18 protein-coding genes are annotated in these 19,707 nt (G+C 74.3%); 16 read left to right on the top strand and 2 right to left on the bottom strand.

Going from position 1 to position 19,707, the window contains the following annotated elements; all coding sequences use genetic code 11:
- Window positions 1–75 precede the first annotated feature (75 nt).
- The 9 genes from rimP (at window position 76) to KPL57_RS40985 (ending at window position 9,375) form a co-directional block, all read left to right on the top strand.
- Window positions 76–696, top strand: coding sequence for a ribosome maturation factor RimP (gene rimP / locus KPL57_RS40945; RefSeq protein WP_226355802.1), 621 nt, complete (start codon window positions 76–78; stop codon window positions 694–696).
- Window positions 693–1,736, top strand: coding sequence for a transcription termination factor NusA (gene nusA / locus KPL57_RS40950; protein ID WP_226355803.1), 1,044 nt, complete (start codon window positions 693–695; stop codon window positions 1,734–1,736). Before rimP ends, nusA begins: the two co-directional genes overlap by 4 nt.
- A gap of 35 nt (window positions 1,737–1,771) precedes the next feature.
- A complete protein-coding gene (locus KPL57_RS40955; protein ID WP_083474617.1) occupies window positions 1,772–2,158 on the top strand; it encodes a YlxR family protein in 387 nt (128 codons plus the stop codon).
- A gap of 97 nt (window positions 2,159–2,255) precedes the next feature.
- Window positions 2,256–5,288: a translation initiation factor IF-2 gene (infB, locus tag KPL57_RS40960; RefSeq protein ID WP_226355804.1), complete on the top strand. Its 3,033-nt coding sequence runs from the start codon at window positions 2,256–2,258 to the stop codon at window positions 5,286–5,288.
- A gap of 69 nt (window positions 5,289–5,357) precedes the next feature.
- Window positions 5,358–5,651: a DUF503 domain-containing protein gene (locus KPL57_RS40965; protein WP_226355805.1), complete on the top strand. Its 294-nt coding sequence runs from the start codon at window positions 5,358–5,360 to the stop codon at window positions 5,649–5,651.
- 111 nt (window positions 5,652–5,762) lie between these two features.
- Complete coding sequence (gene rbfA, locus KPL57_RS40970; protein ID WP_226355806.1) at window positions 5,763–6,209, top strand: 30S ribosome-binding factor RbfA; 447 nt, start codon at window positions 5,763–5,765, stop codon at window positions 6,207–6,209.
- A complete protein-coding gene (locus KPL57_RS67830; RefSeq protein WP_226365942.1) occupies window positions 6,206–7,204 on the top strand; it encodes a bifunctional oligoribonuclease/PAP phosphatase NrnA in 999 nt (332 codons plus the stop codon). The genes rbfA and KPL57_RS67830 overlap by 4 nt, the downstream gene beginning before the upstream one ends.
- Window positions 7,205–7,333: 129 nt before the next feature.
- Complete coding sequence (locus tag KPL57_RS40980) at window positions 7,334–7,975, top strand: class I SAM-dependent methyltransferase (RefSeq protein WP_373324103.1); 642 nt, start codon at window positions 7,334–7,336, stop codon at window positions 7,973–7,975.
- Window positions 7,972–9,375, top strand: a complete 1,404-nt coding sequence (locus KPL57_RS40985; protein ID WP_226355807.1) for an MATE family efflux transporter — start codon at window positions 7,972–7,974, stop codon at window positions 9,373–9,375. The genes KPL57_RS40980 and KPL57_RS40985 overlap by 4 nt, the downstream gene beginning before the upstream one ends.
- 183 nt (window positions 9,376–9,558) lie before the next feature.
- Here KPL57_RS40985 and KPL57_RS40990 read toward each other — a convergent pair whose 3' ends face one another.
- Complete coding sequence (locus KPL57_RS40990; protein ID WP_226355808.1) at window positions 9,559–11,298, bottom strand: ATP-binding protein; 1,740 nt, start codon at window positions 11,296–11,298, stop codon at window positions 9,559–9,561.
- A gap of 121 nt (window positions 11,299–11,419) precedes the next feature.
- Entirely contained in the window at window positions 11,420–12,892 is a 1,473-nt protein-coding gene (locus KPL57_RS40995) for a cation:dicarboxylate symporter family transporter (protein ID WP_226355809.1), read from the bottom strand.
- A 116-nt stretch (window positions 12,893–13,008) separates the two neighbouring features.
- On the opposite strand from KPL57_RS40995, the gene KPL57_RS41000 reads away from it, so the two are divergent.
- The 7 genes from KPL57_RS41000 to KPL57_RS41030 all read left to right on the top strand — a co-directional run bounded on the left by KPL57_RS41000 (window position 13,009) and on the right by KPL57_RS41030 (window position 19,693).
- Window positions 13,009–13,668 (top strand): response regulator transcription factor, encoded by a 660-nt coding sequence (locus KPL57_RS41000; RefSeq protein ID WP_226355810.1) that lies wholly within the window; start codon window positions 13,009–13,011, stop codon window positions 13,666–13,668.
- Window positions 13,669–13,677: 9 nt separating this feature from the next.
- Entirely contained in the window at window positions 13,678–14,574 is an 897-nt protein-coding gene (gene truB / locus KPL57_RS41005; protein ID WP_226355811.1) for a tRNA pseudouridine(55) synthase TruB, read from the top strand.
- Between the two features lie 65 nt (window positions 14,575–14,639).
- Window positions 14,640–15,602: a bifunctional riboflavin kinase/FAD synthetase gene (locus KPL57_RS41010; RefSeq protein ID WP_100880018.1), complete on the top strand. Its 963-nt coding sequence runs from the start codon at window positions 14,640–14,642 to the stop codon at window positions 15,600–15,602.
- A gap of 65 nt (window positions 15,603–15,667) precedes the next feature.
- Window positions 15,668–16,207, top strand: a complete 540-nt coding sequence (locus tag KPL57_RS41015; protein ID WP_226355812.1) for a helix-turn-helix domain-containing protein — start codon at window positions 15,668–15,670, stop codon at window positions 16,205–16,207.
- A 12-nt stretch (window positions 16,208–16,219) separates the two neighbouring features.
- The gene (locus KPL57_RS41020; protein ID WP_226355813.1) at window positions 16,220–16,741 is read left to right on the top strand and encodes a 2'-5' RNA ligase family protein; all 522 of its coding nucleotides are present in this window, start codon (window positions 16,220–16,222) and stop codon (window positions 16,739–16,741) included.
- Between the two features lie 166 nt (window positions 16,742–16,907).
- Complete coding sequence (gene rpsO / locus KPL57_RS41025) at window positions 16,908–17,177, top strand: 30S ribosomal protein S15 (RefSeq protein ID WP_020621572.1); 270 nt, start codon at window positions 16,908–16,910, stop codon at window positions 17,175–17,177.
- Between the two features lie 242 nt (window positions 17,178–17,419).
- The gene (locus KPL57_RS41030) at window positions 17,420–19,693 is read left to right on the top strand and encodes a polyribonucleotide nucleotidyltransferase (RefSeq protein WP_226355814.1); all 2,274 of its coding nucleotides are present in this window, start codon (window positions 17,420–17,422) and stop codon (window positions 19,691–19,693) included.
- The last annotated feature ends 14 nt before the right edge of the window (window positions 19,694–19,707 follow it).

The raw sequence follows: 19,707 nt of genomic DNA on the forward strand, positions 1-19,707 counted from the left end.
CGATCGACGCCCACCCGAAGCCCCGCCGACCGGTCACCACCACGGCGGGCACCCTGACACGAGGAGAGTCACCCGATGCGCAGTCCGGACCCCGCACAGCTGGCAGACCAGCTGCGCGGCGTGCTCGAGCCGGTGGTCCACGGGGCCGGGCTGGAGATCGACGCCGTGGAGGTCCGCACCGCCGGGCGACGGCACTCGGTCAAGCTCGTCGTCGACCTGCCCGAGTCCTCGCCCGCGACCGGCATCGACCTCGACGTCATCGCCCGGCTCAGCCGCTCCGCGGCCGCGGAGCTGGACCCGCACGAGCACCTCATCGAGGGCTCGTACACGCTCGAGGTGACCTCGCCCGGGATCGACCGGCCGCTCACCGAGCCCCGGCACTGGCGGCGGGCCTACCTGCGCCTGGCGCGGATCACCCTGACCGACGGCACCGTCGTCGAGGCCCGGGTCGGCCGGCTCGACGGCGACACGGTCGCCGTCGCGGTCCCCGGCCGGAAGGCGCCGGAACGGCGGGACATCCCGCTCGCGGACATCCGCCACGCCCAGGTGCAGGTCGAGTTCAAGCCCGCCCCGCCCGCCGAGACCGCACTGCTCGACCCGGACGCGCTGTCCGGCAGCACCGACGGGGCCGACGGGGCCCCCACGACCCATGACGGCGGCGCCGTCGAGACCGTCCGCGACGAGGAGAACCGGTGAACGTCGACATCCCCGCGCTGCGCGCGATCGAGCGGGACAAGGAGATCCCGTTCGAGACGGTCCTCTCGGCCATCGAGACGGCGCTGCTCACCGCCTACCGGCACACCGACGGCCACCACCCGGACGCCCGCGTCGACATCGACCGCAAGACCGGTGTGGTGCGGGTCATGGTCCGCGACGCGGCCGACGCCTCCGAGGACGGCACCCCCGGCCCGGAGTTCGACGACACCCCCGAGGGCTTCGGCCGGATCGCGGCGACCACCGCCCGCCAGGTCATCCTGCAGCGGCTGCGCGACGCCGAGCACGAGCGCACCTACGGCGAGTTCTCCACCAAGGAGGGCGAGGTCGTCGCGGGCATCGTGCAGCGCGACGCGCGCGCCAACGCCCGCGGCGTCGTCGTGGTCGAGCTCTCCGGTGGCACCGAGGCCGTGCTGCCCGCCGCCGAGCAGGTGCCCGGCGAGGTCTACAAGCACGGCGACCGGATCCGCTGCTTCGTCATCGGCGTGAACCGCGGCCCGCGGGGCACCTCGATCACGCTCTCCCGGACCCACCCGAACCTGGTGCGCAAGCTGTTCGCCCTCGAGGTGCCCGAGCTCGTCGACGGCTCCGTCGAGATCGTCTCGGTGGCCCGTGAGGCCGGGTTCCGCTCCAAGATCGCGGTGCGCTCGACCCGCTCCGGGCTCAACGCCAAGGGCGCCTGCATCGGCCCGATGGGTGCCCGGGTGCGCGGCGTGATGGGCGAGCTGGCCGGCGAGAAGATCGACATCATCGACTGGTCCGAGGACCCGGCCGAGTTCGTCGGCAACGCGCTCTCGCCGTCGAAGGTGGTCTCGGTGACCGTGCTCGACGAGCGCGCCCGGATCGCCCGCGTCGTCGTGCCGGACTTCCAGCTGTCGCTGGCGATCGGCAAGGAGGGGCAGAACGCCCGTCTCGCCGCCCGGCTCACCGGCTGGAAGATCGACATCCGCAGCGACGCCGACCCGCGCGATCCGGTCACCCCCGACGGTGGGCCGGCCGACCCCGCCGGGGAGCCGTCCTGACCGACGGAGATCAACAGCAGGGGTCGGGCGAGGGAATGCCCGACGATCGCCCTGCGCTACACTCGTCATCGGCCCGCGGTCGCGGACCGTCGCCCACGCACACCCGGTCGGTTCCGATCCGGACCTGTGTGGGGTGCCGGACCCGGGAACGGGCCGACGTACTGTTGCGGGTGGTCGTGGAGAACGGACGTTGCATTCCGGATCCGCGCCGCCGCCTCCCCGGACGGGGTGCCTGGTTGCACCTCTCGACGGGGTGCCTGGACAGGGCCGAGCGACGCTCGGCGTTCGCCCGGGCGTTACGCGTCCGCTCGGCACCGGACGTCACCGCCGTCAGGCGGTGGCTGCAGGAGCCGCGCGACCCGCTGGGGCCCGGGAACCTCTCGGACCCGTCATCGGAAGAAAGCAAGGTCGACCAGTCATGAGCCAGCAGTGAAGATCGCACCATGAACGTGCTTCGACACTAGGTTCGAGGTCGAGCGGGATGCTGCCGCCCGGCCTCCGGTCAGGATGAGGAGAGCAGTGGCAGGCAAGGCCCGCGTGCACGAGCTCGCGAAAGAGCTCGGAATCAGCAGTAAGCAGGTCCTCAGCAAGCTGCAGGACCTGGGGGAGTACGTGAAGTCCCCCTCCTCCACCGTGGAGGCCCCGGTCGCGCGCAAGCTGCGCGACGCGATGGCCTCCGGTGGGGGCGCCGCCGGCGGTCAGCGCCGCGGTTCCGGCGCGCCCGGTGGCGGTCGTCCGCGCGCCGGTGGCTCCGGCGCCCCGTCGCCGTCGCGCCCGACCCCGGGTCCGGCCCCCAAGCCCGGCCCGCGTCCGGGTCCGCCGGCCCCCGCGGCACCCACCCCGGGTGCCCCGTCGCCGGCGCAGCCCGCGGCGCGCACCGACGTCCCGAAGCCGGGACCGGCCGCGCCCAAGCCCGGCCCGCAGGCCCCGGCGGCTCCGGCCGTCGAGACCCCCGCCGCGGCCGCCGAGGCCCCGGCCGCGCCGCGGCCCGGTTCCGCCGCGCCGAAGCCCGGTCCGGCGGCCCCGAAGCCGGGTCCGGCCGCGCCGAAGCCCGCCCCCGCGCCCCGTCCGGGCCAGGGACAGGGACACGGTGGCCAGGGCGGTGGCGCCCCGCGTCCCGCCGGCCAGCCCGGTGAGCGTGGCGCCCGTCCGGGCCCGCGCCAGCCGCGCGTCGGCAACAACCCGTTCGGCGTCGGCCAGGGTTCGCCCAAGCCGGGCCCGCGTCCCGGCCCGCCGCAGCCCCAGCAGGGCGGTGGCGGCCAGCAGGGCGGCGGCCGTCCCGAGGCTCCGGCCGCGCGTTCCGGTGAGGCCCCGCCGCGTCCGCCCCGTCCGGGTGGCGCTCCGGGTGCGGGCGGTCCCCGTCCGAACCCGGGCAACATGCCTCCGCGGCCGAACCCGGGCATGATGCCCGCGCGTCCGGCTGCGGGTCGTCCCGGCGCCGGTGCCGGTGGCCGTGGTGGCCCCGGCGGCGGTCGTGGTGGCCCCGGCGGTGGCCGTGGTGGCCCCGGTGGCGGTCGTCCCGGTGGCGGTGGCGGCGGTTTCCGTCCCGGTGGCGGCGGTCCCGGTGGTCCGCCCCCGGCCGGCGGCGGTTTCCGCGGTCGTCCCGGTGGTGGCGGTGCGCGTGGTCGCGGCGGTGCCGCGGGTGCGTTCGGCCGTCCCGGCGGTCCGGCCCGCAAGGGTCGCAAGTCGAAGCGGCAGAAGCGCCAGGAGTACGACGCCATGGCCGCGCCCTCGGTGGGCGGCGTCCGCCTGCCCAAGGGCAACGGCGAGACGATCCGGCTGCCGCGTGGCGCGTCGCTGACCGACTTCGCCGAGAAGATCAACGCCAACCCGGCCTCGCTGGTGCAGGTGTTGTTCCACCTCGGTGAGATGGTCACGGCCACCGCGTCGGTCTCGGACGAGATCCTGGAGCTGCTCGGCCAGGAGATGAACTACCGCGTGCAGGTCGTCTCCCCCGAGGAGGAGGACCGTGCGCTGCTGGAGTCGTTCGACATCGAGTTCGGTGACCCGGGCGACGAGGACGCGCTCGAGGCCCGTCCGCCGGTCGTGACCGTCATGGGTCACGTCGACCACGGTAAGACGCGGCTGCTGGACACGGTCCGCAAGGCGAACGTCCGCGAGGGCGAGGCCGGCGGCATCACCCAGCACATCGGCGCCTACCAGGTCGCGGCCGAGCTCGAGGGCGAGGAGCGGCTCATCACGTTCATCGACACCCCGGGTCACGAGGCGTTCACCGCCATGCGTGCCCGTGGTGCGAAGTCCACCGACATCGCGGTCATCGTGGTGGCGGCGGACGACGGTGTGATGCCGCAGACCGTCGAGTCGATCAACCACGCGCAGGCGGCCGGTCTGCCGATCGTCGTCGCGGTCAACAAGATCGATGTCGAGGGTGCGAACCCGCAGAAGATCCGCCAGCAGCTCACCGAGTACAACCTGGTGGCCGAGGAGTACGGCGGCGACACCATGTTCGTCGACATCTCCGCGAAGCAGGGCACCAACATCGAGGGTCTGCTGGAGGCGGTCCTGCTGACCGCCGACGCGGCGCTCGACCTGCGGGCCAACCCCGAGATGGAGGCGCAGGGCGTCACCATCGAGGGTCACCTGGACCGCGGTCGCGGCCCGGTGGCCACGGTGCTGGTCCAGCGCGGAACGCTCCGGGTCGGCGACTCGGTCGTGGCCGGCGACGCCTCCGGGCGCGTCCGGCGCATGGTCGACGAGCACGGCCAGGACGTCACCGAGGCGCTCCCGTCGCGTCCGGTGCAGGTCATCGGTCTGACGTCGGTGCCGGGTGCGGGCGACACGTTCCTCGTCGTGGACGAGGACCGGGTGGCCCGCCAGATCGCCGACCGGCGCCGCGCCCGTGAGCGCAACGCCGAGCTGGCGAGCCGTCGCAAGCGCGTCAGCCTGGAGGACCTGGACGCCGCGCTGAAGGAGACCAACACCCTCAACCTGATCATCAAGGGTGACAACTCGGGCACCGTCGAGGCGCTCGAGGAAGCCCTGATGAAGCTGGACGTGGGTGAGGAGGTCGAGCTGCGGGTCATCCACCGCGGCGTCGGCGGTATCACCGAGGGCGACATCAACCTCGCCATCGCGGACAACGTCATCGTCATGGGCTTCAACGTCCGTGCCGAGGGCAAGGCCACGGAGCTGGCCAACCGCGAGGGCGTCGAGATCCGCTACTACTCGGTGATCTACCAGGCGATCGACGAGATCGAGGCGGCCCTCAAGGGCATGCTCAAGCCGGAGTACGAGGAGGTCGAGCTGGGCCGCGCGGAGGTCCGCGAGGTCTTCAAGTCCTCGAAGTTCGGCACGATCGCCGGTTGCCTGGTGATGGGTGGGGAGATCCGCCGGAACGCCCGGGCGCGCCTGCTGCGCGACTCGAAGGTGATCCACGAGAACCTCCCGATCTCGTCGCTGCGCCGGTTCAAGGACGACGTGGTCGAGGTCCGCGAGGGCTTCGAGTGCGGTCTGACGCTCGGTACCTACGGCGACATCAAGGTCGACGACGTCATCGAGACGTTCGAGATGCGGGAGAAGCCGCGCGACTAGCGGCTGACGAACGCGCTCCGACGGGGCGGCCGGTCACCGGCCGCCCCGTCGGCGTCAGCGGAGGTGTGTGTGTACGTCGGCTCCCTGGAGTGTGACGTGCTGCTCGGCGACGTCCGGTCGCTGAAGCAGAAGCGCTCGGCGGTGCGTCCGCTGCTGGCCGAGCTGCGCCGGTTCGAGGTGGCGGCGGCCGAGGCGGGCCATCTGGACCTGCACCGGCGTGCGCTGATCGGGGTGAGCTGTGTCGCCGCCGACGCGGGGCACGTCCGTGCCCTGCTGGAGCGGTGCGAGCGGCTGGTGGCCGCCCGCCCCGAGCTGGAGCTGCTGTCGGCCCGGACCCGGCTGTTCGGCCCCGACGAGGACTGAGCCCCGGCGGTGGCCGGGGGACGGACCAGCAGGACCGAGAATCGAACGCGGCGTGACCCCGCGACCCGTGCCTAGACTCGGGCTCGCACGACCCGCTGGAAGGAGCAGGACATGGTCGACCAGGCCCGCGCGCGCAAGCTCGCGAAGCGGATCTCGCAGATCGTCGCGGAGGCCCTCGAGCACGAGGTGAAGGACCCGCGGCTGGCGATGGTGACGATCACCGACACCCGTGTCACCGGCGACCTGCGCGAGGCGACCGTGTTCTACACGGTCATGGGTGCCTCGCTGGAGGAGGAGCCGGACACCGCGGGGGCCGCCGCCGCGCTGCAGAGCGCGAGCGGGGTGCTCCGCAGCCGGGTGGGACAGCAGACCGGGGTGCGGCACACGCCGAGCCTCGCGTTCGTGCTGGACGCGGTGCCGGACACGGCCCGCCGGATGGAGGAGCTGCTGGCCCGCACCCGCGCCTCCGACGAGGAGGTGGCCCGGCTGGCGGCCACGGCGTCGCCGGCGGGGGAGGCGGACCCGTACAAGGCCCCGCGGGAGACCGACGCCGAGTGACCAGCGGCGCGCACGAGACCGTCCCGGGTCCCGGTCCGGTCGATCCGGCCGGGGCCGCGGCGGTGCTGCGCCGGGCCCGTGACGTGCTCGTGGTCGGGCACGTCCGGCCCGACGCGGACGCCGCGGGCAGCGCCCTGGCCCTGGCCACGGCGCTGCACCGCGCGGGGACCCCGGTCACCGTGTCATTCGGCGGGCCGGACCCGGTGCCCGCCGGGCTGGTCGACACCCTCGACCCCGACGGGCTGGTCGTCGCCTCGGTGGACGCGCCGCGCGCGCCGGACCTGCTGGTCTGCTGCGACATCTCGTCGTCCCCCCGGCTGGGGGACCTGGAGCCGGTGCTGGACACGGCCGGGTCGTCGCTGGCGGTGGACCACCACGCGTCGTTCGTGGCGTTCACGGACCGGTACCTCGTCGACCCGGGCGCCCCGGCGACGGTGACGCTCGTCCGGGCGGTGCTCGCCGAGCTGGGCACCCCGCTGGACGCGGTCCTCGCCCGGTCCCTGTTCGCGGGGCTCTACACCGACACCGGTGGTTTCCGGCGCGGCGGTGCGGAGGCGCTCCGGCTGGGCGCCGAGCTCGTCGACGCCGGCGTCGAGCCCGCTCCGCTGCTGCGTGACATCGGCGGTCCGGTGCCGTTCGCGTGGCTCGCCGCGCAGGCCACGGTGCTGGCCGGGGCCCACCGGGAGGCGGGCGTCGCCGCGGGGGCGGACCTGGTGTGGGCCGCCGTCGACGTGGCGACCGCGACCCGGTTCCGCGACCGCACGGTCGCCCTGGTCGGGCCGCTGCAGGCCGCGGCCGGGGGCGGGGTGGCGGCGCTGCTGACCGAGACGGCGCCGGGGGAGTGGTCGGTGTCGCTGCGCGGCAACGGGTCCCCGGACCTGTCCCGGGTGGCGACGGCGCTCGGCGGTGGCGGGCACACCGGTGCCGCCGGGTTCGAACGCTCCGGTACCCGCGACGGGCTGCTGGAGCTGCTCCGGGCGGAGCTGGCCCGCTGAGCACGTGCCCGGTTGATCGGGTTCATCCGGGGTACATCGCCGCGACACCACGATCGGGTGGACCTCGGGGCGGTCCGGTGTCGCGGCACCGGGGCACGTAGCGTGTCCCGCGAGACCAGGAGGTGTGCGGTGCGATCCGAGCCCGCTGCGGCCCGCGGGGGCGACGACAGTCACGGCAACGAGCCCAGCGGGTGGCCGGAGTTCCTCCGGGCCTGGTTGCGCAACCCGGCCCAGGTGGGTGCGGTGTGGCCGAGCTCGCCGCGGCTGTCGGCGAAGCTGGCCCGTATCGCGCCGGGGCACGGCGCGCCGGTCGTCGTGGAGCTGGGGCCGGGCACCGGCGCCGTCACCACGCAGGTCGGCAGGCGGCTCCCGCCGGAGGGCCGGCACCTGGCCGTCGAGCTCGACCCGCGGATGGCCCGCTTCCTGCAGGACCGCCACCCGGGCGTCGAGGTCGTGAACGGTGACGCCCGCAAGCTGGGGTCGCTGCTCGCCGAGCGCGACATCACCTCGGTCGACGCGGTGATCTCCGGGCTGCCCTGGTCGCTGTTCGACCGGACGATGCAGCAGGAGATCCTCGACCAGGTCGTCGGGGCGGTGGGGGAGACCGGCGCGTTCGCGACGTTCGCCTACTCCCACACCCTGCCGATGCCCTCGGCGCGGCGGTTCAAGGCGGCCCTGCACGACACGTTCGACGAGGTCGTGATGACCCGTACGGTGTGGCGCAACCTGCCGCCCGCGTTCTGCTTCCTCTGCCGTCGTCCCCGTCGGTGACCCGGCCCGCCCCCATCGCGGGCGGGCCCCGTGACATCCTCCGGCTCGCCCTGCCCGCGCTCCCGGTGCTGGCGGCCGAGCCGCTGTTCCTGCTGGTCGACACGGCCGTCGTCGGACGGCTGGGTGGGCTGCCGCTGGCCTCGCTCGCCGTCGCCGCGGTGCTGTTCGCGCAGGTCACGACCCAGCTGACGTTCCTGTCCTACGGGACGACGGCGCGCGCGTCCCGGTTCTACGGCGCCGGGCGCCGGTCGGCCGCGGTGGCGGAGGGCGTGCAGGCGACCTGGCTGGCGCTGGGCGTCGGGCTGCTGGTCGTGGTGCTCGGACAGCTCGCCGCGGCACCGCTGGCGGGGCTGCTCGCCGGGGACCCGGTGATCGCCGAGGGCGCGGTGTCGTGGCTGCGGATCGCGCTGCTCGGCGCCCCGCTGGTCCTGGTGACGCTGGCCGGCAACGGCTGGATGCGCGGGGTGCAGGACACCCGTCGCCCGATGTGGATCGTGATCGGCGGCAACCTGCTGTCCGCTCTGCTCTGCCCGCTGCTGGTGCACGGGGCGGGGGACTGGGCGGGCTGGGGGCTGGAGGGCTCGGCGATCGCGAACGTCGCGGGGCAGGCCGTCGCCGCGTCGCTGTTCCTGCGGGCGCTGGTCGTCGAACGACGGCGGGCCCCCGTCGGTGACCCGGTCCGCTTCGCCCCGGACACCGCGGTGCTCCGTTCCCAGGCGGCGATGGGCCGCGACCTGATCGTGCGGTCGCTGGGGTTCCAGGCCTGCTTCCTGTCCGCGACGGCGGTCGCCGCCCGGTTCGGGTCCGAGTCCGTCGCCGCGCACCAGATCGTGCTGCAGCTGTGGGTGTTCCAGTCCCTGGTGCTCGACGCGGTCGCGATCGCGGCGCAGTCGCTGGTCGGGGCGGCACTGGGTGGCGCGGACGGCGAGCACGGTGCGGACGGCGGACGCGGCACGGACGGCGACCGTGCGGATACCGGACCGGCGCGGGCGCTCGCCGCCCGGGTCACCCGCTACGGTCTCGTGCTCGGCTGCGGGTTCGGCGTGCTGTTCGCCGCGCTCTACCCCGTCCTGCCGCCGGTGTTCACCCGCGACGCGGCGGTCCTCGCGGCGATCCCCGCGGCGTGGTGGTTCTTCACCGCGCTGCAGCCGATCGCCGGGGTGGTGTTCGCCCTGGACGGCGTGCTGCTCGGCGCCGGTGACGCGGCCTTCCTGCGCACCACGACGCTGCTCGCCGCGCTCGGCGGGTTCCTGCCGATGATCTGGCTGTCGCTGCTGTTCGGGTGGGGGCTGGCCGGGATCTGGACCGGGCTCGCCGCGTTCATGGTGGTGCGCCTGGTCGCGGTGGGGCTGCGGGCACGGTCGGGGCGCTGGGCGGTCCCGGGCCAGATCCGGGCCTGACCGTCCGTCCCACACCGGCGGTGGTGCGGCACCGGGCTCCTCGCGGCGAGTGGCGCACCACGTACCAGGCGGTGGCGCCCGGAGGGGCGTGACGTACCACTCGGCGGGGGCCGCGGCGGGGCGCGGCGGGCCATGGCGCGGCGCGATGCGGTGGGGTGCGGCGCGCGCGGGCCCCGGTGCGGTTCAGGTCCGGTCGGTGACCGGCACCTCCGACGACCGTGGCGTGACGCCCGCACCGGGTTTCGGGCCCGTGTCCTGGGAGGGGAGGGGCAGCCGCACGGTGAACACGGCGCCGCTGCCGTCGTCGCGGGTACCGACCGTCACCGACCCACCGAGGCGGCGGGCGATCCGGTCGACCAGCGCCAGCCCGATGCCGCGGGGGCGGCCGCCGGGCGTCGCGCGGGTGCTGAACCCGAAGGTGAACAGCTCGCGGGCGGTGTCCGGGGGCACCCCGGGGCCGCTGTCGGCGACCTCCAGGAGCAGCTCGCGGCCGTCGGGCCCGGTGCGCAGGACGACGGCGACCGACCGCTCCCCGGCGCGCCCGGTGACGACCTCGACCGCGTTGTCGACGAGGTTGCCGACCAGGGAGACCAGGTCGTCCGCGGCGAAGGGCAGCCGCAGGTCCGGCAGTACGTCGGGGTCGCAGGCGTCGGTGACGGCGAAGGTGACGTCGTGCTCGGAGGCCTGCCACGCCTTGTCCGCGAGCAGCGCGGCGAGGACCGGGTCGTAGACCTCGGCCACGACCCGTGCACCGGGTCCGCGGGTGCGGTCCAGCGCGGCGGTGCCGGCCGCGGCGGCGTCGGCGGTGTCGCCCAGCTCGATCAGGGTCAGCACGGTCTGCAGCCGGTTGCCGAACTCGTGCGCCTGCCCGGACAGCGCGGCGACGGTGTCGCGGGCCTCGTCGCGCTCGCGCAGCACCCCGGCCAGCTCGGTGCGGTCGCGCAGGGTGAACACCCGCGTCCCCGGTCCCGCGGCCGGCCCGGCGTGCCTGCTGTTGACCAGCAGCACCCGCTCCCCGGCCAGGGCGGCCCGGTCGCGCAGGTCCGAGCGCAGCCCGCTGGTGAGCACGGCGGCGACGGCGGGGTCCATGCCGAGCCCGGCGAGCGGCCGCCCCGGGACGGCGGGGTCGTCGGGGGAGTCGTGGCCGGGCAGGCCGAGCAGCCGCCGGGCCTCGGCGTTGACGACGACGAGCCGCCCGTCGCCGTCGACGACCAGCAGCCCCTCGCCGACGGCGTGCAGCACCGCCTCGTGGTGGGTGTAGGCGGCGGTGATGTCCTCGGGTTCCAGCCCCAGGGTCTGGCGGCGCAGCCGCCGGGCCAGCAGCACCGCCAGCCCCGAGCCGACGAGCACCGCCACCGCGGCGGCCGCGATGATCCCGGGCAGCGAGCGCAGCGCGAGGTCGCTGATCCGGGTCTGCAGCACGCCGACGGAGATGACCGCGGCGATCCGGCCGTCGACCAGGACCGGGGTGACGGTGCGGACCGAGGGCCCCAGGGTGCCGGTGTAGACCTCGGTCGAGGTCTCCCCGGCCAGCGCCGGGGCGATGTTGCCCTGGTAGATCAGGCCGATCTCGGCGGGGTTGTAGTGGCTGTAGCGGACGCCCTGCGGGGACATCACGACGATGAAGCCGGTGTTCGTGGCCCGCCGGACCCGCTCGGCGACGGGCTGGAGGCGGGCGGAGAGGGCGGCGAGACCGCCGCCGTCGCGGACGGCGTCGACGACCTCGGGGTCCGAGGCGAGCGACAGCGCGGTGGCGGTGGTGAGCCGGCCCGCGGCGTCGTGCTCCAGGCGGCTCGCGCCGTAGCCGCCGAGCGCGGCGAGCCCGCCGACGGTCAGCAGCACGGTGACGACCTGCAGCAGGAACAGCCGCCGCACCAGCCGCGACCGGCGCAGCGGCGGCGAGGAACGGAACGGCCGGCGCACGGGCCCAGCCTGCCACCGCGGGAGCGGCAGGGGGACCCGTGCACCGGCCGGGACGTCGACACCCCCGCGGGCCTCGGGGCTCCGCGGGGGTGCGACGGTCATGGGAGGAGGACGTGCCCGGTCAGGAGCCCGCGCCGACCTTCTCGCGGCGGGACTCGTCGGCGTCCGGCTTCGCGGCGCCGTCGGCGGCCTCGTCGATCTCGGCGTCCGCGGCGCCGCCACCGTGCGCGGCCTCCATGTCGGCCTCGACCAGCGTCGGGTCGTCGAGCACCGCGGCCAGCCGCTCACGGTCGAGCTCGCCGTTCCAGCGGGCGATGACCAGGGTGGCCACGACGTTGCCGATCGCGTTGGTCAGGGCGCGGCCCTCGGACATCATGCGGTCGATGCCGACGATCAGCGCGAGGCCGACGACGATGGCCTCGGGGGTGAAGAACTCCCCGCCGAAGGCCTGCAGCGACGCGGCCAGGGTGACCAGGCCGGCGCCGGTGACACCGGCGGCGCCCTTGGAGGTCAGCACCATCAGGACGGCCAGCGCGATCTGCGCGCCGATCGGCAGGAACTCGCCACCGGCCTGGATGATGAACAGCGCACCCAGGGTCAGGTAGATGCAGGTGCCGTCGAGGTTGAACGAGTAGCCGGTCGGGATGACCATGCCGACGGTCTGCTTGGACGCACCGGCGGACTGCAGCTTGGTGAGGAAGCGCGGCAGCACCGACTCCGACGACGAGGTGCCGACGATGATCAGCAGCTCGTCCTTGATCAGCCGGATGACCTTGAGGACGTTGAACCCGGCGGCCCAGGAGACCGCGCCGAGGACGACGACGACGAACACCGCGCAGGTGCCCCAGAACACGGCCATCAGCTTGAGCAGGTTGACCAGCGACCCGCCGCCCATCTGACCGACGGTGTAGGCCATGCCGCCGAACGCGGCGACCGGCGCGGCCCACATGATGATCTTGATGATGCCGAAGATGACCTGGGCGATGCCCTCGATGCCGCCGACCAGGCGGCTGCGCAGGGCCGGGTTCAGCGAGGAGATGGCGCAGGCGGACAGGATCGCCAGCACCAGGACCTGCAGGACCGAGTTGTCGACGAACGGGCCGAAGAAGCTGTGCGGCAGCAGCGAGTCCTGGATGAACGGGATGACGCCCGACTCCTGGCTGCCGGTGGCGGCCTGGTCGGTGGCCTTCGCGAGGTCGGACGCGCTGGGCTGGCCGGTGAAGCCGGCGCCCGGCTGGAACACGTTGCCCGCGATGAGCCCCATCGCCAGCGCGATGACGGTCATGACCAGGAAGTAGCCCAGTGCCCGGGCGGCGAGACCGCCGGCGCGGGCCAGATTGCCCAGCGAGGCGATGCCGACGACCACGGTGCAGAAGATGACCGGGCCGATGATGACCTTGATCATCTGGACGAACGTGTCGGCCAGCCACTTGGTCTCCTTGGCGAACCCGGGGGCGAAGAAGCCCACCAGGATGCCGGAGACGATGCCGACGATGACCCAGAACCAGAGCTGGGTGTAGACCTTCTTCTTGGTCCGGGTGGGGGTGGTGGACCCCGTCCCGGACGAGCCGTCTGCGTTGGCGACCTCGGCCATGTCCGTCCTCCTCGACGTGTGCGGTGGGGAAACGATGGGGCCGGGGCGTGTCGTGGGGCAACCGCGGGGACACCGGGCTTGAGGAAGCTTTGAGGAAACGTCGCTAGGGTGGGCGCGTGCGGGTGCTGCTGGTCGAGGACGACGCGGTCCTCGGCGACGCCCTGCGGCGCAGCCTGGTCCGCGAGGGCTACCCGACCGACCTCGTGACCAGCGGATCCGCGGCCATCGCGGCCGTCGCCGAGCGGGAGCCCGACGTCGTCCTGCTCGACATGGGCCTGCCCGACCGCGACGGCATCGGCGTCTGCCGGGAGATCCGGGAGCGGTCCCGGGTGCCGATCCTGGCCATCACCGGCCGCGGCGACGTCGCGGCGCGGGTGCAGGGGCTGCGCTCGGGCGCGGACGACTACCTGGTCAAGCCCGTCTCGACCGAGGAGCTCGTCGCCCGGATCGAGGCCGTGCTGCGTCGCGCCACCGGCGCCGCGGTGGCCGCGACGGTGAGCGTCGGCGACGTCGTCGTCGACCTCGACCGGCGCGCGGTGACCGCGGGCGGCGCCGAGGTCGCGCTGACCCGCAAGGAGTTCGACCTGCTCGCCGCGCTCGCCCGCCGGGAGGGTGCGGTGCTGCCGCGCACCGAGCTGCTAGAGCAGGTGTGGGGGATCGCCGACGCGTCCGCGGCGCGCACGCTGGAGGCGCACGTGGCGTCGCTGCGGTCGAAGCTGGGTGCCCGCGACGTCGTGGTGACGGTCCGTGGAGTCGGGTACCGGCTGGCGCGTTAGCGTCCCGGCGTGCCCGCACGCAACCCGCCCCCGCCGCCCGGACTCGTGATCGTCGACAAGGACCGGGGCCCGACCAGCCACGACGTCGTCGGGAAGCTCCGCCGGATCATGGGCACCCGCAAGGTCGGCCACGCCGGGACACTCGACCCGATGGCGACCGGGGTGCTCGTCGTCGGCATCGAGCGGGCCACCAAGCTGCTCGGGCACCTGTCGCTCGACACCAAGGCCTACACCGCGACCGTGCGTCTCGGGCAGGCCACCGACACCGACGACGCCGAGGGCACGCCCGTCGGCGAGCCCGTCCCGGTCGTGGCCGACGACGCCGCCGTCCGGGCCGCGATGGCCGCGCTGACGGGGCCGATCATGCAGGTCCCCAGCGCGGTGTCCGCGGTCAAGATCGACGGCAAGCGCGCCTACCAGCGGGTCCGCGACGGCGAGACCGTCGAGATCCCGGCCCGCCCGGTCACCGTCTCGGCCTTCGAGCTGCTCGCGGTGCGCCGCGAGGGGCCGTGGTGCGACCTGGACGTCGCCGTCGACTGCTCCTCGGGCACCTACGTCCGCGCGCTCGCCCGCGACCTCGGCACGGCGCTGGGCTCCGCCGGGCACCTGACCGCGCTGCGACGCACCCGGGTCGGACCGTTCACCCTGGAGCACGCGCGCACCGTCGAGCAGCTCGCCGACGACCCGGGCCTGTCGCTGGACCTCGCCGCGGCCGTCGCGACGGCGTTCCCGCGCGTCGACCTCGACGCCTCCGCCGCCACCGACGTGCGGTTCGGCAAGTCGCTGCCCGCGGCCGGGATCGAGGGCACCTACGGCGTGTTCGCCCCGGACGGCGCCGCGCTGGCCCTGATGGCCGACCGCGGCGCCGCCGCCCGCCCGGTCGTCGTGCTCGCCCCGGCCGGCTGACCCCCCGGGCCGGCCGCGGTCGCCCGCTGCGCGGGATCCCACCCGGTTCGCCTAGGCTCGCGGCCGTGCAGCGGTGGCGTGGTCTGGAGGCGGTTCCGCCCGGCTGGGGCCGGTGCGTCGTCACCGTCGGCGTGTTCGACGGGGTGCACCGGGGACACCGGCAGCTGATCGCCCGCGCGGTGGAACGGGCGCACGAGCGTGGCCTGCCCGCCGTGGTCGTGACGTTCGACCCGCACCCGGCCGAGCTGATCCGGCCCGGCACCCACCCGGCGCGGCTGTCCACACTCGACCGGCGGGCGGAGCTCGTGGCCGAGGCGGGCGCGGACGTCTTCTGCGTCATCCCGTTCACCGAGGCGCTGTCCCGGATGGCGCCCGCCGGGTTCGCGCACGAGGTGCTGGTGGACCGGCTGCACGCGGCCGTCGTCGTCGTGGGCAGCAACTTCACCTTCGGCCACCGGGCAGAGGGCGACGTCGGGACCCTCGCCGAGCTGGGCCGTCGCTTCGGGTTCGCCTGCGAGGCCCTCGACCTGGTCTCCGACCACGACGTGACCTTCTCCTCCACCTACATCCGGTCCTGCATCGACGCCGGGGCCGTCCGCGACGCCGCGCACGCGCTGGGCCGCTGGCACCGGGTGGACGGCGTGATCGTGCACGGGCACAAGCGTGGCCGTGACCTGGGCTATCCGACGGCGAACGTCGCCAGCCCACCGCACACGGCGATCCCCGCCGACGGCGTCTACGCGGGCTGGTTCCGTATCGGCGACCGCCGCCTGATGGGCGCCGTCTCGGTGGGGACCAACCCCACGTTCTCCGGGCGGGTGCGCACCGTCGAGGTCTACGTGCTCGACGTCGACGAGAACTTCTACGGCCACGAGGTCGGCGTCGAGTTCGTCGAGCGGCTGCGCGGCCAGGAGCACTACGACGGCATCGAGGCGCTCGTCGCGCAGATGGGCCGCGACGTCGCGACCTGCCGCGAGATCCTCACCGCGGCCGGCGACGCGACCGGACCCGACGGGGCGCCGGGTTAGGTGAAAACCCCCTGCCGGGGTCGAACGTCCACGCCCGCACCGCGTGGTCGCCGACGCTGTCCGGCATGGACGACCCCCGCACCGCGGACCCGGTGGCGCAGGAGATCGCGCGCAACCGCGACCGCCAGAGCGCGATCTACGGCGAGCCCCTCGACGAGCGCATCCGCCGGCTCACGACCGGTCTCGGCATCACCCAGGCCCGCCTCGCCGCCGCGGTCGGGCTGAGCCCGGCGATGCTGTCCCAGCTGGCGGGCGGGCGCCGGGTCAAGATCGGGGACCCGGCGGTGCTGGGCCGGATGACCGCGCTGGACCGGCGGCTCGCGCACGGCCCGGTGCCCGACGCCGAGCGCGACGTGCTGCTGGCCCGGGTCCGCCAGGAGCCGACGCCGTGGGGCCCCACCGGCGGCTGCCGCTGCGCCGAGCAGACCCCCGCCACCGGGCAGGCGGTGCCGCAGCCGCGACGGGCCCCCGCCGAGCCGACCGCGGAGGACGCGCTGCGCGGGGTGAGCGCGCCGGCCCGGCTCGTCGCGGCGGCGGCCGAGCTGGCCCCGGCGTTCCCGGAGATCGCGGAGGTGCTGCGCCGTGCCGCCGCCGGACGGCGCTGACAGGCTGTGCGGATGCGGCTGTTCACCGCGCTGTGGCCGCCACCGGAGGCGGTGGCGGCGCTGACCCGCGCGCTCGACGAGGTCCCGCCCCGGCTCCCGGACGGCGCGCGCCCGACCGACCCGTCGACCTGGCACGTGACGCTGTGCTTCCACGGCGACGACGACCCGGACACCCGCGCCTCGGCCCTGGACGACGCCCTGGCCCGCGCCGTCGCGCCGCGGCTGCGGATCGCCGGGACGGGCACCTTCCCCGGTGTGCTGTGGGCCGGGGTCGAGGAGAGCGGGGGACCCGTCCTCCCCGGCCTGGCCGCCCGGGCCGGTGCGACGGGGCCGCGGCCGTACCGTCCGCACGTCACCCTGGCGCGGTGGGACCGGCGCCGCGGCGACGCGACCGTGGCCGGCGACGGCATCGCCGCGGGCCCCTGGTGGACACCGGGGGAGGCGGTGCTCGTGCGCAGCGACCCCGGTGCGCGCTACACCGTGGTCCACCGGGTCCCGCTGTGCCCCGGCACACCGGACCACACACCGGGGTGACGCGGGTCGGCGGCGGTCGGCGCACCCGTCGCTGGTACCGTTTCACACCGGGTCCGGCTGCAGTCCGTGGCGGCCGAGACCGACTTCCTGCCGTCCCACCGGTTCATCCGGGTTTCGTCGGACGTCATGGCCCCACGGACCGTCTCAAGGATGAAGGAGTTGAGCAGTGGCACTGACCACCGCCGAGAAGAAGAGCACGCTCGAGCAGTACGGCACCCACGCCACCGACACCGGGTCCCCCGAGGCCCAGGTCGCGCTGCTGACGCAGCGCATCGTCGGCCTGACCGAGCACCTGAAGCAGCACAAGCACGACCACCACAGCCGGCGCGGCCTGCTGCTGCTGGTCGGTCGTCGTCGCCGGCTGCTCAAGTACCTGCGCGAGGTGGACGTCGCCCGCTACCGCGCGCTGATCGAGAAGCTGGGTCTGCGCCGCTGACCCGCCCGGCCGACCCGGCACCGGATCCCGGTGCCGGGTCGTTCCGTAACACCGAGCGACACAACTGAACAGAGCCCGCCACTCGGGCGACCGGACATCCGCCGGTCCTCGGTAGTGGCCTCCGGAGCGCGACGCGCGGCCGGGGGCTTCGATCGAAGACCGGCCCAGCAGGGGATCGAGCCGGCGCCACGGTGGTGGGGGTAGACGAAGACCACTCCCAACGACGAGGAGAACACCCCCGTATGACTGACGTCATCTCCGAGGACGGCGTGCACGAGAGCACCGCCGTCATCGACAACGGCACCTACGGCACCCGCACCGTCCGGTTCGAGACCGGCCGGCTCGCCCGCCAGGCCGCCGGGTCCGTCGTCGCGTACCTCGACGACGAGACCATGCTGCTGTCCGCCACGACCGCCTCGAAGCGGCCGAAGGATCAGTTCGACTTCTTCCCGCTCACGGTGGACGTCGAGGAGCGGATGTACGCCGCGGGCCGGATCCCCGGCTCGTTCTTCCGCCGCGAGGGCCGCCCGGGCACCGACGCGATCCTGACCTGCCGCCTCATCGACCGCCCGCTGCGCCCGTCCTTCGTGGACGGCCTGCGCAACGAGATCCAGGTCGTCGTGACGGTCATGTCGCTCGACCCGAAGGACCCCTACGACGTCGTGGCGATCAACGCCGCGTCGGCGTCCACCCAGCTCGCCGGCCTGCCGTTCTCCGGCCCGGTCGGCGGCGTCCGCGTCGCGCTCATCGCGAACGAGGCGGGCACCGACACCCAGTGGGTCGCCTTCCCGACCCACGACCAGCTCGACCGCGCCGCGTTCGACATGGTCGTCGCGGGCCGCATCGTCGGTGACGACGTCGCGATCATGATGGTCGAGGCCGAGGCCACCGAGAACACCATCGACCTCGTCGCCGGTGGGGCCACCGCCCCGACCGAGGGCGTCGTCGCGGACGGGCTGGAGGCGGCCAAGCCGTTCATCCGCAGCCTGTGCGTCGCCCAGCAGCAGCTGGCCGACGTCGCGGCCAAGCCGACCGCCGACTACCCGGTGTTCCCGGCCTACCAGCCGGACGCCTTCGAGGCGGTCTCCGAGGCCGTCGAGCAGGAGCTGGCGCAGGCGCTGACCATCGCCGGCAAGCAGGAGCGCGAGACCCGGACCGACGAGATCAAGGCGTCGGTGCTGGACAAGCTCGGCGAGCGCTTCGTCGGCCGCGAGTCCGAGCTCGGCAACGCGTTCCGCTCGCTGAACAAGAAGCTGGTCCGCCGCCGCATCCTGACCGACCAGGTCCGGATCGACGGCCGTGGCCTGACCGACATCCGGCCGCTGTCGGCCGAGGTCGAGGTCGTCCCGCGGGCGCACGGCTCGGCGCTGTTCGAGCGTGGCGAGACCCAGATCATGGGCGTCACCACGCTGAACATGCTCCGCATGGAGCAGCAGATCGACCAGCTGGGGCCGGAGACGCGCAAGCGCTACCTGCACCACTACAACTTCCCGCCGTACTCGACCGGTGAGACCGGCCGCGTCGGCTCGCCGAAGCGCCGCGAGATCGGCCACGGCGCGCTCGCCGAGCGGGCCCTGATCCCGGTCCTGCCGACCCGCGAGGAGTTCCCCTACGCGATCCGGCAGGTCTCCGAGGCCCTGGGCTCGAACGGCTCGACCTCGATGGGCTCGGTCTGCGCGTCCACGATGTCGCTGCTCAACGCCGGTGTGCCGCTGAAGGCGCCGGTCGCGGGCATCGCGATGGGCCTGGTGTCCGACGAGGTCGACGGCCAGACGCGCTACGTCGCGCTGACCGACATCCTCGGTGCCGAGGACGCGTTCGGCGACATGGACTTCAAGGTCGCCGGCACCAAGGAGTTCGTCACGGCGCTGCAGCTGGACACCAAGCTGGACGGCATCCCGTCCGAGGTGCTCGCCGCCGCGCTGAACCAGGCCAAGGACGCCCGCCTGACCATCCTCGAGGTGATCGGCGAGGCCATCGACGGCCCGGACGAGATGAGCAAGTACGCGCCGCGGGTCACCGCGGTGAAGGTCCCGGTCGACAAGATCGGCGAGGTCATCGGCCCGAAGGGCAAGATGATCAACTCGATCACCGAGAAGACCGGCGCCGACATCTCGATCGAGGACGACGGCACGATCTACGTCGGTGCGAACGACGGCCCCTCCGCGGAGGAGGCGATCGGCATGATCAACGCGATCGCCAACCCGCAGCTGCCGAAGGTCGGCGAGCGGTTCCTGGGCACGGTGGTCAAGGCCGCCGCGTTCGGTGCCTTCGTCTCGCTGGTCCCCGGCAAGGACGGCCTGGTCCACATCTCGAAGCTCGGCAACGGGAAGCGGATCAGCAAGGTCGAGGACGTCGTCAAGGTCGGCGACAAGCTGCGCGTCGAGGTCACCGACATCGACAACCGCGGCAAGATCTCGCTGGTCCCGGTGGTCGAGGAGTCCGCGGCCACGGAGGCGCCCGCCGAGGGTGCCGTCGACGCCGAGGCCCCGGCCGAGGCCGCCAACCCGAGCTGAACTGTTGGCATCTG

This window comes from Pseudonocardia sp. ICBG601 (assembly GCF_020496245.1).

Bases quoted from the DNA above. Each gene is read 5' to 3' on its own strand.
- rimP (WP_226355802.1), top strand. From the start codon at position 76: ATGCGCAGTCCGGACCCCGCACAGCTGGCAGACCAGCTGCGCGGCGTG.
- KPL57_RS40955 (WP_083474617.1), top strand. From the start codon at position 1,772: ATGCCCGACGATCGCCCTGCGCTACACTCGTCATCGGCCCGCGGTCGC.
- rbfA (WP_226355806.1), top strand. From the start codon at position 5,763: ATGGTCGACCAGGCCCGCGCGCGCAAGCTCGCGAAGCGGATCTCGCAG.
- KPL57_RS40995 (WP_226355809.1), bottom strand. From the start codon at position 12,892: ATGGCCGAGGTCGCCAACGCAGACGGCTCGTCCGGGACGGGGTCCACC.
- KPL57_RS41015 (WP_226355812.1), top strand. From the start codon at position 15,668: ATGGACGACCCCCGCACCGCGGACCCGGTGGCGCAGGAGATCGCGCGC.
- KPL57_RS41020 (WP_226355813.1), top strand. From the start codon at position 16,220: ATGCGGCTGTTCACCGCGCTGTGGCCGCCACCGGAGGCGGTGGCGGCG.
- KPL57_RS41030 (WP_226355814.1), top strand. From the start codon at position 17,420: ATGACTGACGTCATCTCCGAGGACGGCGTGCACGAGAGCACCGCCGTC.